Origin of the sequence: Amycolatopsis solani (assembly GCF_033441515.1) — a bacterium.
GTDB classification, from domain to species: domain Bacteria; phylum Actinomycetota; class Actinomycetes; order Mycobacteriales; family Pseudonocardiaceae; genus Amycolatopsis; species Amycolatopsis solani.
The window spans coordinates 1,901,255-1,914,700 of sequence record NZ_JAWQJT010000001.1 but is presented as its reverse complement, the minus strand read 5'-3'; the positions used below and the strand labels follow the sequence as shown (position 1 = coordinate 1,914,700).

At 70.3% G+C, this 13,446-nt stretch carries 14 protein-coding genes and 1 pseudogene; 7 read left to right on the top strand and 8 right to left on the bottom strand.

Annotation, left to right across the window (positions count from 1 at the left end; translation table 11 throughout):
* The first annotated feature begins 58 nt into the window (after positions 1-58).
* On the top strand, positions 59-700 hold the full coding sequence (pcp, locus tag SD460_RS09605; protein ID WP_290058644.1) for a pyroglutamyl-peptidase I: 642 nt from the start codon (positions 59-61) through the stop codon (positions 698-700).
* Here pcp and SD460_RS09600 read toward each other — a convergent pair.
* Positions 697-1,359, bottom strand: a complete 663-nt coding sequence (locus SD460_RS09600) for an Ig-like domain-containing protein (protein WP_318306080.1) — start codon at positions 1,357-1,359, stop codon at positions 697-699. The two genes, pcp and SD460_RS09600, sit on opposite strands and share 4 nt — an antisense overlap.
* Positions 1,360-1,493: 134 nt before the next feature.
* Between SD460_RS09600 and SD460_RS09595 the strand changes: the two genes are divergently transcribed.
* The 3 genes from SD460_RS09595 to SD460_RS09585 are packed head-to-tail and all read left to right on the top strand — an operon-like array spanning position 1,494 to position 3,385.
* A complete protein-coding gene (locus tag SD460_RS09595; protein ID WP_290058640.1) occupies positions 1,494-1,874 on the top strand; it encodes a hypothetical protein in 381 nt (126 codons plus the stop codon).
* A 1-nt stretch (position 1,875) separates the two neighbouring features.
* Complete coding sequence (locus tag SD460_RS09590; RefSeq protein ID WP_290058639.1) at positions 1,876-2,934, top strand: hypothetical protein; 1,059 nt, start codon at positions 1,876-1,878, stop codon at positions 2,932-2,934.
* Positions 2,927-3,385, top strand: coding sequence for a YbaB/EbfC family nucleoid-associated protein (locus tag SD460_RS09585; RefSeq protein ID WP_290058637.1), 459 nt, complete (start codon positions 2,927-2,929; stop codon positions 3,383-3,385). The genes SD460_RS09590 and SD460_RS09585 overlap by 8 nt, the downstream gene beginning before the upstream one ends.
* Before the next feature lie 19 nt (positions 3,386-3,404).
* Here SD460_RS09585 and SD460_RS09580 read toward each other — a convergent pair.
* The 4 genes and pseudogenes from SD460_RS09580 to SD460_RS09565 all read right to left on the bottom strand — a co-directional run.
* Positions 3,405-4,556: pseudogene (locus tag SD460_RS09580) on the bottom strand (Hsp70 family protein); the annotation flags it as partial.
* 34 nt (positions 4,557-4,590) lie between these two features.
* Positions 4,591-4,965, bottom strand: coding sequence for a helix-turn-helix domain-containing protein (locus tag SD460_RS09575; RefSeq protein ID WP_290058635.1), 375 nt, complete (start codon positions 4,963-4,965; stop codon positions 4,591-4,593).
* Entirely contained in the window at positions 4,962-5,120 is a 159-nt protein-coding gene (locus tag SD460_RS09570; protein WP_438860658.1) for a type II toxin-antitoxin system RelE/ParE family toxin, read from the bottom strand. The genes SD460_RS09575 and SD460_RS09570 overlap by 4 nt, the downstream gene beginning before the upstream one ends.
* A gap of 146 nt (positions 5,121-5,266) precedes the next feature.
* Positions 5,267-7,825, bottom strand: a complete 2,559-nt coding sequence (locus SD460_RS09565; RefSeq protein WP_318306079.1) for an ATP-dependent Clp protease ATP-binding subunit — start codon at positions 7,823-7,825, stop codon at positions 5,267-5,269.
* 369 nt (positions 7,826-8,194) lie between these two features.
* Here SD460_RS09565 and SD460_RS09560 point away from each other — a divergent pair, with 369 nt between their 5' ends.
* Positions 8,195-9,112, top strand: coding sequence for a (2Fe-2S)-binding protein (locus SD460_RS09560; protein WP_318306078.1), 918 nt, complete (start codon positions 8,195-8,197; stop codon positions 9,110-9,112).
* Here the strand turns inward: SD460_RS09560 and SD460_RS09555 are convergent.
* On the bottom strand, positions 9,022-9,588 hold the full coding sequence (locus tag SD460_RS09555; protein ID WP_290058631.1) for a TIGR03086 family metal-binding protein: 567 nt from the start codon (positions 9,586-9,588) through the stop codon (positions 9,022-9,024). The genes SD460_RS09560 and SD460_RS09555 overlap by 91 nt on opposite strands.
* A gap of 34 nt (positions 9,589-9,622) precedes the next feature.
* Here SD460_RS09555 and SD460_RS09550 point away from each other — a divergent pair, with 34 nt between their 5' ends.
* The gene (locus SD460_RS09550; RefSeq protein WP_290058628.1) at positions 9,623-10,474 is read left to right on the top strand and encodes an AraC family transcriptional regulator; all 852 of its coding nucleotides are present in this window, start codon (positions 9,623-9,625) and stop codon (positions 10,472-10,474) included.
* A 118-nt stretch (positions 10,475-10,592) separates the two neighbouring features.
* Here SD460_RS09550 and SD460_RS09545 read toward each other — a convergent pair whose 3' ends face one another.
* Positions 10,593-10,943 (bottom strand): histone-like nucleoid-structuring protein Lsr2, encoded by a 351-nt coding sequence (locus SD460_RS09545; protein ID WP_086858523.1) that lies wholly within the window; start codon positions 10,941-10,943, stop codon positions 10,593-10,595.
* Between the two features lie 147 nt (positions 10,944-11,090).
* Complete coding sequence (gene lysS, locus SD460_RS09540) at positions 11,091-12,602, bottom strand: lysine--tRNA ligase (protein ID WP_290058626.1); 1,512 nt, start codon at positions 12,600-12,602, stop codon at positions 11,091-11,093.
* A 76-nt stretch (positions 12,603-12,678) separates the two neighbouring features.
* On the opposite strand from lysS, the gene SD460_RS09535 reads away from it, so the two are divergent.
* Positions 12,679-13,431, top strand: a complete 753-nt coding sequence (locus tag SD460_RS09535; RefSeq protein ID WP_290058624.1) for a class I SAM-dependent methyltransferase — start codon at positions 12,679-12,681, stop codon at positions 13,429-13,431.
* Positions 13,432-13,446: the final 15 nt, after the last annotated feature.

Sequence of the window (13,446 nt, the reverse complement as noted above, 5' to 3'; positions counted from 1 at the left end):
GCCACCTCGAGGAACGTAGAGTTCCTCGAGGTGGCCTTCACGACTTTTCGGAGGTGGCATGGCCGAGGTGCTGATGACGGGGTTCGCGCCGTTCGGCGGTGAGCCGGTGAACCCCTCGTGGCAGGCGGTTTCCCGGCTCGGCGGACGCCGGGACGACGTCGCCGCGGTCGAGCTGCCGTGCGAGTTCGCCGCGTCGCTGCCGGCGCTGCGAGCCGCGGTCGTGGCGCACCGGCCGTCGCTCGTGGTGTGCGTCGGCCAGGCCGGCGGGCGGTCCGACGTCACGCCGGAACGGGTCGCGATCAACCTGATCGACGCCCGCATCCCCGACAACGCGGGCGCGCAGCCGGTCGACGTCCCGGTGGTCCCGGACGGCCCCACGGCCTACTTCTCGACGCTGCCGGTGAAGGCCTGCGTGGCGGCGGTCCGCGCGGCGGGCGTGCCGGCGTCGGTGTCCCACACGGCCGGGACCTACGTGTGCAACCAGGTCTTCTACGGCCTCATGCACCTGCTGGCCACCGAGTTCCCCGGCGTGCGCGGCGGTTTCGTGCACGTGCCGTTCAGCCCGGAGCAGGTCGCGGCGTCGGGCAAGCAGGCGCCGTCGCTCGGCGTGGACCGGATGGCCGAGGCGCTGGCGGTACTGGCGGACACAGCGCTGAAGACGACCGTCGACCTGGTGGTCAGCGCGGGCGCGGAGCACTAACCGCCGCGGCCGGTGAGCTCCACGAACGACGCCGGCCCGGGGACGTTGTGGTGCACGGTCAGGTCGGCGACCCGGTCGCCGCGCCACGCCGGCGTGAAGCTGACCACCAGCGTGCACCGGCGGCCCGGCGCGATGTCCTGGTCCACGCAGCCCTTCGCGTCCACCGCGAAGTCCGTGCTGTCCAGCTCGATTCCGCTCACGCGCAGCGCGCCCGCGCCGACGCTGCGGACGGCCACCGTGCAGGTCGTCGTCGTGCGCACCGGGGTCGTGCCGCAGGCGACCGACTCCGGGACGACGACCTTGGCCTCGGCGGCCGTGTCCGGCACCACCGGGAACGTCGCCGGCTTCCCGCGCACGAGGTCGAGCACGGTCACCCCGGTCACCGTCAGCACCAGCGCGCCCGCGGCCAGCAGCACGATCGCGATCGCCTTGATGCCGCGGGCGGCGCCGTCCTTGGCGGTGAACCCGCCCGCCGCCAGCACGGTGACCACCAGCGTCGAAATCAGCGTCGCGCCCGGCCCGGCGCCGATCGCGGCCGGGACGAGCGTGCCGAGCAGCGACGCCGCGACCGTGACGGCGAACCCGGTCCAGGAAAAGCGTTTCGCCTCGCGCAGCTGCCTCCGCACGGTCTTCGGCCGGGGCTTCGTCGCGGTACTCATGCTGGTAAGAGCGCCGAGCACCCGGCGCAGGGACGAAATTCGCCCGTTCGGCGGTACGGAGGCGCGTTCGTGATCTGGGGCACACCGCCGCCGAATCCCCCGGACGGGCGAGCGAACGGTGTTTACATGTCCGCATGATCGGATTCGAGACCGACCTGCAGGACCTGCGGGATTCGGCCAGTGCTCTGCAGGGCGCGGCCGACGCCGCCGAAACCGCGTCGAACGGCTTGCGCGGCACCGATGTCCCGGTCAACTCAGGCGGCGGCGGGCTCTTCGGCGGCATCGCCGGGATGATCCCCGCGGACAACGCCTTCGGCCGCACGCTCGGCATGCCGGCCGTCGCGAAGGCCTACAACGACCACCTGGCGAAGGTCCAGAAGCTGGTCGCGCAGCTGCACCAGACGACCGCCGACACCAGCCACGCGCTGCTGCGGGTCGCGGAGCTGTACGAGAAGGCCGACGAAGACTCGAAGCAGCGCGTCAACCGCGCGGCCGCCGGACTGGAGGGGAACTGACGTGGACGGCTACTTCGACTCGGGACTCGACGCCCAGCCGATGTCCGGTGGCGACGACCGCCGCGCGGAACTCCTGGAGGGCATCTCCGAGGACCTGAAGGAGGGCGCGACCGACGCGCTCGACGCGCTCGAGATCCTGCGGATGACCGACTGGATCTTCGGCGTGGGCAGCAACGAGGCCGGGTTCAAGCAGATGCAGGACGACACCGCCGGCATCTACCGCGAGTTCTCCGACGCCGACATCGACCACGAGTCGGCGTCGGGCCTGCAGAGCCTGATCATGAAGCACGACGGCGTCTGGAAGGCGCTGCAGCGCGACTCGAAGCCGAAGCTCGACGACGCCCGGCAGTTCCTCGACGTCTGGCGCGGCTCCGCGGCGAACGCCGTCAAGGCGTACCTGAACGAGCTCGCGGACGCCTTCACCGAGGTCGAAACCAAGATCACCGTGCTGGAGAGCGACATCGTCGCGGCGCGCGAAGCGATCGCGTCGGCCCGGCAGGACCTGAACAACCTCGGCTCCACGTTCAAGCAGACGGCCGAGGACTACCAGAAGGCGCAGGAGCGCCAGCGCGAAGCAGCGATGTCGAAGGTGCTGGCGGCGACGTTCGCGGGCGCCGTGACCGGGCTGCTCACCGTGGCGACCGCCGGCACGGCCGCGGTGGCGGGCGCGACGGTGTTCACCGCGGCCAACGGCGCGCTCATCGCCGGGAACGCCGCCGGCGGCGCGATCACCGCCGTGGTGGCCAACCAGGCGGAGATCACCGGCGACAACGCCTTCGACCTGTACCAGAGCTTCGCCGACAGCGCGGGCAAGATCCGCGCCGGCGCCGAAGACGCGGCGACGACGCTGGCGAACCGCATCGGCGACGAAGCCGTCGACATGCCGACGATCCCCGACGCGCCGGACGTCAGCCCGGGTTCGAGCTTCGACCCGTCGAACTTCGAGACCGACCACACTTCGCGGCAGACCGAGAAGAACGTCCGGGACGCGAACGTCGACATCGCGCCCGACGGCCAGGTGTCCAGCGGCGCGACGCACGCCGGGAGGCTGGATGGCTGACCGTCCGGACCGCGATGCCCTGCTGGCCGAGCTTTCGGCGCTGTCGGCGACGGCGACATCCGGCGACGGCGCGGTTTCGCTGTCGGTCAACACCGACGGCGTGCTGACCCGGCTGCAGCTCACCGACGCCGTCTCGGGGATGTCGCCCGCGGAGATCGCGGACGCCGTCCTGCGGACGTACGTTTCCGCGCAACGGGAGTCGGCGAAGCGGACGGGGCAGTTGCTGGCGCCGCTGGGCAGCGGCGGTTACCTGATGGACCGGCTGCGCTGGCGCGTCCAGTTCGAGCCCGCGCCTCCCGCCGCCCCGCCGGCCGCGCCTCAGCCGGAGCCGGACGACGCCGTGCTCAAGGACCGGTCCACGGAGGCCCCGGCCGCCGCGGCACCGCCGTCCGGGCCGGTGCCGGACGACGACTACTACGGCAAGGGCATGCGGTTCGAGCAGGCCTGGTGAGCCGGGCTCACCACCTCGGGCGCGGCGGCCGGACGGCCTGCTGCTGCCACGGCTGCGGCCGCGGCGGCTGAACCGGCGGCCGGACCGGGGCGAAGGCGGGCACGGTGAGGTCCGGGGTGTCGAGCGGAACGTGGTGCAACCCGAAGGCGACGGCTGTCTCCGGCTGGTCCTGCGTGGTCGGGGTGACGCCGAGCTGCCGCCCGAGCAGCGTGGCCAGCAACGGCATCCGGCTCGGCCCGCCGACGAGGTGGATCCCGGCGAGCTGCTGGGGTGCGAGCCCGGCGCGGCGGATCGTCGTCGCGAGCAGTTCGGCGCTGCGCAGCAGGCTGGGCCGCACGAGCGCCTCGAGCTCGTCGCGGCTGACGAGGACGTCCCCGAACGGCTCGGGCATGGGGACGTGGGTCTGCGCGTGCCGCGAGAGGCTTTCCTTGGCGTCACGGACGTCCTGGAGGAGCGCCCGCCGCGTCCGCCGGTCGGCGGTGGTCCGCGGGCGCAGCAGCCGTTGCCACTGCGCGGGATCGGCGTGCGACACCGCGCGCCCGATGTGCACGAGCAGCGCCTGGTCGATGTCGAGGCTCCCGAGATCGGGCAGCCCGTCCTCGGCGAGCACGGCGAACCCGTGGCGGTGCACACCGACGACGGCGCAGTCGAAGGTGCCGGCCCCGAGGTCGTAAACCCCGATCGGCCCCCGCCCGGAGTTCCCGAGACTGGCGTAGTGCGCGGCGGCGGCCACGGGTTCGGGCACCAGCCGCACATCGGCGAGCCCGGCTTCGCCCGCGGCGGCGCGAATAACGTCTTGGCGCGCAGCGCCCCACCCGGCGGGGTGCGAGATCCGCGTCTGCGCGGCGGGCCGCTGCAGCTGCCGTTCGGCTTCCTCCCGCAACCGCCGCAGCACGGCGGCGAAGGCCTCGGCAACCGGGACATCGGTGTCCCCGAGCCGCAGCGAACCTTCCCCGATGCGGCGCTTGGGGTTGGGTTCGAACCGGCTGGGATCGAGCCGAGCCCGCCGCTCGGCTTCCCGGCCGACGACGAGCAGGCCGTCATCGTTGAGGAAAACGGCGGAGGCCATGGTGACGGACCCGTCGACCTCAACCGCCCGCGGCGCCCGCCCGGCGGCGGAGAGCACCCCGACGGTGCTGGAAGTCCCGAAGTCGATCGCCAGCACATCCACGCGGATTCCCCTCCCAAGGCCCGCGGGCATCGTCTCACGCGCTTCGAGACGCCTCCGGCGCGGCAGACCCGCGTTCGGCGGCCGAGACGGTGACGTCGTGATCGTCGAAGTCCGCGACGACCCGCAGCCGGCCGCCGAGAGCCGTGATGTAGCGCCGAAGGGTGTCCAGCTCCATCTGTCCGGGGTCGCCCTGCTCGAGCTGGCTGATCCTCGGCTGGCTCACCCCCATCCGCCGGGCGAGTTCGGTCTGGCTGATGCCGGCGTCCTCGCGGAGCTGAGCCAGGCGGAACCCGAGCACGTACGCCTCGGTGGCTTCGCGCGCCGCGGCACGAGCCCCCTCGACGTCCCGGCCGGCGTCCCGATCGATGGCGGCTTTGTCCGCCTTCACGTCCTTCCAGGACCGGCTCATGGCGTCAGCCCCTCTCCATGGCTCAGGTGTTCATCGCCGGCGACCAGGAGCACCGCGCGCCGGACGGGGTCGAAGGCGAAAAGGATCCTGATCTCGCTGCTGCCCGCGGAGGCCGGCCTCAGCTCTTTCAGGTTGTGCAGCCTCGAACCCTGCACCCGGCCAACCTCGTCGCGTAGCTAGATCTACCAATCCAACCAGCAACTATAACGCTTCCCTTATGGCGTCATTGCGCCAGACACGCGAGAAGGGCGGCTCCCCCGAATCCGGGGAAACCGCCCTTCCTACGTGCTAGCTCAGCCGATCACTCGCCTTCGGCTTCGCCGCCCTGCTCCTCGTGGCCCGCGCCGATGCTCACCGGCGGGGCGTCCGGGATCGAGGACGGACGGCGCTCACCGCGGAAGGTGAACTTCGCCTGGTCGTCCTTGTCCTCCGGGTTGCCGCTCCAGCCTTCGACGTCGACCAGGATGATCTGGCCGGCCTCGACCTCGCCGAAGAGGATCTTCTCCGACAGCTGGTCCTCGATCTCGCGCTGGATCGTGCGGCGCAGCGGCCGCGCGCCGAGCACCGGGTCGAAGCCGCGCTTGGCCAGCAGGGACTTGGCCTTCGCCGTGAGCTCCAGCTCCATGTCCTTGGCCTTGAGCTGCTTCTCCACGCGCCCGATCATCAGGTCGACCATCTGGATGATCTGGTCCTGCGTGAGCTGGTGGAACACGATGATGTCATCGATCCGGTTCAGGAACTCCGGGCGGAAATGCTTCTTCATTTCCTCGTTGACCTTTTGCTTCATCTTCTCGTACCGGGTGCCGGTGTCGTTGGACCCGGCGAACCCGAGCGAGACGGACTTCGAGATGTCCGACGTGCCCAGGTTGGACGTGAAGATGAGGACCGTGTTCTTGAAGTCGACCGTGCGACCCTGACCGTCGGTCAGGCGGCCGTCTTCCAGCACCTGCAGGAGCGTGTTGTAGATCTCCTGGTGCGCCTTCTCGATCTCGTCGAACAGGACCACCGAGAACGGCTTGCGACGCACCTTCTCCGTCAGCTGGCCGCCCTCTTCGTAGCCGACGTAGCCCGGAGGGGCACCGAAGAGCCGCGAAGCGGTGTAGCGGTCGTGGAACTCGCCCATGTCGATCTGGATGAGCGCGTCGTCCTCGCCGAACAGGAACGCCGCCAGCGCCTTCGACAGCTCGGTCTTACCGACACCGGACGGGCCGGCGAAGATGAACGAGCCCGACGGGCGCTTCGGGTCCTTCAGACCGGCACGCGTACGGCGGATCGCCTGCGAGACGGCCTTGACCGCGTCCTCCTGGCCGATGATGCGCTTGTGGAGTTCGTCCTCCATGCGCAGCAGCCGGGTGGTCTCCTCCTCGGTCAGCTTGAACACCGGGATGCCGGTCCAGTTGGCCAGCACCTCCGCGATCTGCTCGTCGTCGACCTCGGCGACGACGTCGAGGTCGCCGTCCTTCCACTGCTTCTCCCGCTCGCCCTTCTGGCCGAGGAGGGTCTTCTCCTCGTCACGCAGGCGGGCGGCCCGCTCGAAGTCCTGCGCGTCGATCGCGGACTCCTTGTCGCGGCGGACGTTCGCGATCTTCTCGTCGAACTCGCGCAGGTCCGGCGGCGCGGTCATCCGGCGGATGCGCATCCGGGCGCCGGCCTCGTCGATCAGGTCGATCGCCTTGTCCGGGAGGAACCGGTCGTTGATGTACCGGTCCGCCAGGGTCGCGGCGGCGACCAGCGCCGAGTCGGTGATCGAGACGCGGTGGTGCGCCTCGTACCGGTCGCGCAGGCCCTTGAGGATCTCGATCGTGTGCTCCAGCGACGGCTCGCCGACCTGGATCGGCTGGAACCGGCGCTCGAGGGCGGCGTCCTTCTCGATGTACTTGCGGTACTCCTCGAGCGTGGTCGCGCCGATCGTCTGCAGCTCACCGCGGGCGAGCATCGGCTTCAGGATCGAAGCCGCGTCGATCGCGCCCTCGGCGGCACCCGCCCCGACCAGCGTGTGCAGCTCGTCGATGAACAGGATGATGTCGCCGCGGGTCTTGATCTCCTTGAGCACCTTCTTCAGGCGCTCTTCGAAGTCACCGCGGTAGCGGGAGCCGGCGACCAGGGAGCCCAGGTCCAGCGTGTAGAGCTGCTTGTCCTTGAGCGTCTCGGGCACCTCGCCCTTGACGATGCTCTGCGCGAGGCCCTCGACGACGGCGGTCTTGCCGACGCCGGGCTCGCCGATGAGCACCGGGTTGTTCTTGGTCCGGCGGGACAGCACCTGCATGACCCGCTCGATCTCCTTGCCGCGCCCGATGACCGGGTCGAGCTTGCCCTCGCGGGCGAGCACGGTCATGTTGCGGCCGAACTGGTCCAGCACCAGCGACGACGACGGGGTGCCCTCACCGCGACCGGAACCGGTTTCGGTGGACTCCTTGCCGCCCTGGTAGCCCGAGAGCAGCTGCAGCACCTGCTGGCGGACCCGGTTGAGGTCCGCACCCAGCTTGACCAGCACCTGCGCGGCGACGCCTTCGCCCTCGCGGATCAGGCCCAGCAGGATGTGCTCGGTGCCGATGTAGTTGTGGCCGAGCTGCAGCGCTTCGCGCAGCGACAGCTCCAGCACCTTCTTGGCGCGCGGCGTGAACGGGATGTGCCCGCTCGGCGCCTGCTGGCCCTGGCCGATGATCTCTTCGACCTGCTGGCGCACGCCCTCCAGGGCGATGCCCAGCGACTCCAGCGCCTTGGCGGCGACACCCTCACCCTCGTGGATCAGACCCAGGAGGATGTGCTCGGTGCCGATGTAGTTGTGGTTGAGCATCCTGGCTTCTTCTTGAGCCAGAACGACCACCCGCCTCGCGCGGTCGGTGAACCTCTCAAACATGTGCACTCCCTCGACTGCTGCGCCGGCGGCCCGTTTCCATCGTGCTTTCACCGCGATGGATTCAGCACCGTGAGACCACTCTAGTAGCCATGTGGTCGCGCTGGCGTACCACTACGGCGGACAGTGGCCTTTTCCGCACCCGGACGTGGCATCTCCCGGGCGCTTCCATCTTCATGTTGCCCTGCACCTTTACGTCAAGCCCAACGTGCGGACGGCCATCCGGATTCCGCCATCCGCGCGGTGTCCGCTCACCGCGAACAGTCCGCAACCTGGGAGTGCCGGATCACCCCGCCACCCGATTGGCGCAGCCGCCGTCTGCCTGTAAGGTTAGGCACGCCTAATCCACTACGGCTTCGAGGAGGGCCGCGGTTGAACCAGCAGCGGTCCTTCCGTGACGCACGCGAGGTCGGAGACGGCCTCGCGTCGTCGTTGCGGCGGGTCTCCGGCCGGCAGGACCGCACCGAGCTGCGCCGCGACGTCCCGGCGGGCTGGATCCGCTGCTCGGAGCTGCTGGAGACGCCCGCGTACTTCGCCGAATGGCGCGGCCTCCTGGGCGACTGGCTGCTGCGCGAGCACGACGCGACGCCGTCGCGGACCACGGCCAGCTGGGTGATGACGTGGTACCTGCACGTCCCGGCGTACGTCGGCGCGCTGCTGCTGCACCACGAGCGCCGGGTGCCGTCGCTCAAGCCGGCGGAGCTGGCGTTCCGGCTGGCCGACGACCGCCCGCACCCCGACGGCATGGCCGTGCTGGGTGACGCCTTCCACTGCCTGCCGACGGATCCGGGCTCGGCCCGCCCGGAGGCCACAGTGGTGCGCGACGAGCACGCGCTGGCGGCGGTCCTGCGGGCCCGCTACCTGGCCCACGCGGCCCAGTTCGTCCAGGCGTACGCGCCGGTCAGCGGGCTCGGCCGCCGGATGCTCTGGGCGGCGGCGACCGACGCCCTGGAGAACTCGCTCTGGTGGGCGGGCCGCCAGGGCGGCACCCCGGAAGCGGAAGGCGCGGGCGTCGCCGACGCGGCGCTGGTCCTCGACGCCCGCTACCCGCCGCTGACGTCGGCGTCGACGTTGCGCCTGACGGAGGGCCCCGACGGCCACCGCGAGTGGACGCGACGCCGCGAGAGCTGCTGCTTCTCCTACCTGCTCCCGGCCGAGTCGGAGTGCGACGGCTGCCCACGCACCTGCTCGCCGCGAGCTCAGGACCGCCAGGACGGGTCGCGGCCCGAGGCGCCCAGCGCCCGGTCCAAAGCCGACGCGGCCGCCGGCACCGCCACCTCGGGGCCGTAGACACCCATCGAGCGCGCCTGCTCGCCCATCAGCACCGCGGACTCGTACACCGCCGTCGCCGCTTCGGGGGCACAGGCGAGCTCCTGGCCGCTCGCCAGGGCCAGGTCCCAGCCGTGCAGCACGAACTCGCCCAGCACCATGTCGCCGACCACCGAGGCGGGCAGCCGGGTCGTCCCCAGCGCCGTCGCGCCCGTCCACGCCGACGGCGTCCCGAAGACGTCCACGAGCGTCTCCGTCTGTTTCTCCAGCGCCGCGCGCCAGTCTTCGCCGACCAGCCCCGCCTCCGCCTCGGCGCCACCGGGCGGCGGGTCCTCGCGCCGCCCCGCGGCCAGCAGCCACGGGCCCCAGTAGAGGAGGTGGTTGAGCAGCCCGCGGACGTCGTACCCGGCGCACGGCGTCGGCGCGCCCAGGTCGGTGACGGCGGTGGCGACCCGGAGGAATTCGGCGGCGGCGGGCCGCAGCAGCTCGGCAGTCATGCCGCAGAGCCAAGCGGGTGCCCGCCGTCCCGTATTGGACGAACGCGACAGCTACCGTGGCACCGTGGCGCACCGGATCCCGCGCGGCATCGTGGCCGAGGCCACCGCGCGCACGATGTTCACGCTGACCAGGCACCCGCCCGCCCCCGCGCTGGCGGACTTCGTCGAATACCACTGGGTGCTGCGCTGGGACCTGCGCGGCAAACCGCCCCACGACCAGCGGGTGCTGCCGAACCTCTCGGTGCACGCGACGTTCTTCCCCACCGCGTCCGGCGTGTACGGCCCGATGCACGACGTCTTTTCCCACCGCCTGTCCGGCCGCGTGCAGGGCTTGGGCGTGCGTTTCCGGCCCGGCTGCTTCCGCGCGTTCCTCGGCGGCCCGGTGAGTGACATCACCGACCGATCCGTCCCGCTCACGGACGTTTTCGGACCGGCGGCGATCCGGGCCGCGGAATCGGTGCGGACCGCGGCCGACGACGCGCAAATGGTCCTTGCGATCGACAACTTGCTGATCGCAAATCCGGTACGCCTCTCCCCGGCCGCGCGACAGGCCGCCGAGGCGGTGGAATCAATCGCGCGTGATCCGGGAATTACCCGCGTGGCGCAACTGTGCGCGGATACTGGACTAACCACCCGGTCCATCCAGCGGTTGTTCGCCGAACACGTCGGCCGCCCGCCCAAGTGGGCGATCCGGATATACCGCCTCAACGACGCTGCGCAGCGGTTGGTCACGGAAGGACAGCCGGATTACGCCGGACTGGCGGTTCGACTGGGCTATAACGACCAGTCGCACTTCATCCGCGATTTCCGGACGGTGACCGGCGAGTCCCCGGCCGAGTACGTCCGAACGGCCGCGCGGCGCCGACCGGACAGAGATCGGACATGAAGAAAGCCGCCGGGCGAATTCGCCCGGCGGCCACCGCTGGAAAGCCCGCGTCGAAGAAGTCGTCGAACCGGTGCGGAGGTCGCCGCTGGTCAGCGACCCGAACCGGGGTGAAAGTTCCTCAGTTCTTCTTGTGGTAGGCCTCGACGACCTCGGAGGGGATCCGGCCCCGGTCCGAAACCGCGTAACCGTTCTTGCGCGCCCAAGCGCGAATGGCCTGGTTCTGCTCGCGGTCGACCGCGGCCGGGCGAGCCGATCCCTTGCCCGAGACCGGACGAACGGAAGCGCGCTTGCGACCACCCGCGCGACGCGCGTGCTCGACATACTGGGCGAGGGCGTCCCGCAGCTCCTCGGCGTTTTCCGAGGAGAGATCGATCTGGTAGCTGACGCCGTCCAAACCGAACTCGACGGTCTCTTCCGCCTCGCTGCCGTCCAGGTCGTCGACCAGCGAGACGAGCACCTTCTGCGCCATCTGTTTCCTCCTGCGGGGCTTACTCAATGATCTGGTGACGGGGCGAGCCCCGGGGACAGAAGACTTTGTCTAGAACATTAGTACCCGCTCCGCGAGTGCAGCGCAAATCTCTATGCGATAACCGACCGCTATCCTCACACGGGCGGGTTATTCCGGACGTACCAGCGGGAAGAGGATCGTCTCCCGGATACCGAGCCCGGTCAGCGCCATGAGCAGCCGGTCGATCCCCATTCCGACGCCGCCGCTCGGGGGCATTCCGTACTCCAGGGCCCGCAGGAAATCCTCGTCCAGCCGCATGGCTTCGCTATCGCCCTGCGCGGCCAGCAGCGACTGTTCGGTGAGCCGTTCCCGTTCGACGACCGGATCGACCAGCTCGGAGTATCCGGTGGCGAGTTCGAATCCGCGCACGTAGAGGTCCCACTTCTCGGCCACACCGGCCCGTGAGCGGTGCTGCCTCGTCAATGGCGACGTCTCCAGCGGAAAATCACGGACAAACGTCGGTGCGTGCAGGTGATCTCCGACGAGGTGTTCCCACAGTTCCTCGACGAGCTTCCCGTGCCCGAGCTTCGGATCCACTTCGAGGCCCCTGGCCTGCGCGAATCCGTGCAGTTTGGCGGCGGGCGTCTCCGGCGTCACCTCTTCGCCGAGGGAATCGGACAACGACTCGTACATTCCGAGTGTGGTCCATTCGCCGGAGAGGTCGTACTCCGAACCGTCGGGCAGCGTGATCACCTGGGTGTCCAGCACGGCCTGCGCGGCCTCCTGGATCAGCTCACGGGTCATCACGGCGTTGGTGTCGTAAGTCGCGTACGCCTCGTAGTACTCGAGCATCGCGAACTCCGGCGAGTGCGAAGAGTCGCTGCCCTCGTTCCGGAAGTTGCGGTTGATCTCGAAGACCTTTTCGATCCCGCCCACGACGCAGCGCTTGAGGTAGAGCTCCGGCGCGATCCGCAGGAACAGCTCCATGTCGAAGGCGTTCGAGTGCGTGACGAACGGGCGCGCCGCGGCGCCGCCGTGCAGCGTCTGCAGCATCGGCGTCTCGACCTCGGTGAACCCGCGGCGGTGGAACGACTCCCGCAGCGACCGGACCACGCCGGCGCGGGTGCGCACGACGTCCCGCGCGCGCGGGCGCATGATGAGGTCGACGTAGCGCTGGCGGATCCGCGTTTCTTCGGCGAGTTCCTTGTGCGCGTTGGGCAGCGGGCGCAGCGCCTTCGACGTGAGGCGCCAGCCGTCGGCCATCACGGAGAGCTCGCCGCGCTTGGACGTGATGACCTCGCCCTGCACGAACACGTGGTCGCCGAGGTCGACGTCGGCCTTCCACGCCGCCAGCGCGTCTTCCCCGACCTTCGCCAGGCTGATCATCGCCTGCAGCTCGGTGCCGTCGCCCTCGCGGAGGCTGGCGAAGCACAGCTTGCCGGTGTTGCGCAGGAACATGACCCGGCCGGTGACGCCGACCTGCTGCCCGGTGGCGGTGTCGACGGGCAGCCCTTCGTGCGCGGCCCGCACTTCGGCGAGCGAATGCGTGCGGGGTACCTCGACCGGGTAGGGATCGATGCCCTCGGCGAGGATCCGGTCGCGCTTCTCCCGGCGCACCCGCATCTGCTCCGGCAGTTCGTCTTCGGCGGGCTCGCTGGTGGAAGCGGGGTTTTCGGTCATGGCCCATAGGGTACGAACCCCGCCGCGTGCTACGCCAACCGGATTACCTTTACTTTCCCTCCATTAACCTGGCCCGGTGAGTGATCCCACACGCGCCCGCCGCGCTTCTTCCTTCGGCACCCGGGCGGCCGCATACGCCGAGCACCGGCCCGATTACCCGCGGGCAGCGATCGAGTGGGGCCTTTCCGGGGCCACCGGAACCCCGCGGCGGGTGCTCGATCTCGGCGCCGGAACGGGCAAACTGACCCTCGGCCTCACGGAGCTGGGTCTCGACGTCACCGCCGTCGAGCCCGACCCGGAAATGCGCGCGGAACTGGCCCGCCGGGTGCCGTCGGCGACCCCGCTGGCCGGCCGCGCGGAACGGATCCCGCTCCCCGACGCCGAGGTCGACGCGGTATTCGTCGGCCAGGCGTTCCATTGGTTCGACGTCCCGGCGGCGATGACGGAGATCGCCCGCGTCCTGCGCCCCGGCGGCGTGCTGGTGCCGATGTGGAACTACGAAGACGAATCGGTGCCGTGGGTGGCCGAGTTCACCGAACTGGGCCGCGACGGCGCCCGCGAGCCGGCTTCGACGGACGATTTGCGCGCGGTCGCCCACCCGGCGTTCGAGCCCTTCGACGACGAACGGTTTCACCATGCGCAACGACGCACCGCGGAGAGCCTGCTGGAAACGATCGCGACGTATTCCCTCGTGATCGTCTCGACCCCGGAGGAGTCGTCCGCGCTGTTGACGCGCCTACGCGACTTCCTCGCATCGAATCCAGCGACGGCGAATGGTGAGTTCGACCTCCCGTTGGTCACCTGGGGACTGCGCGCCCGCCGCCGGTGACTTTCGCGTGCTAGC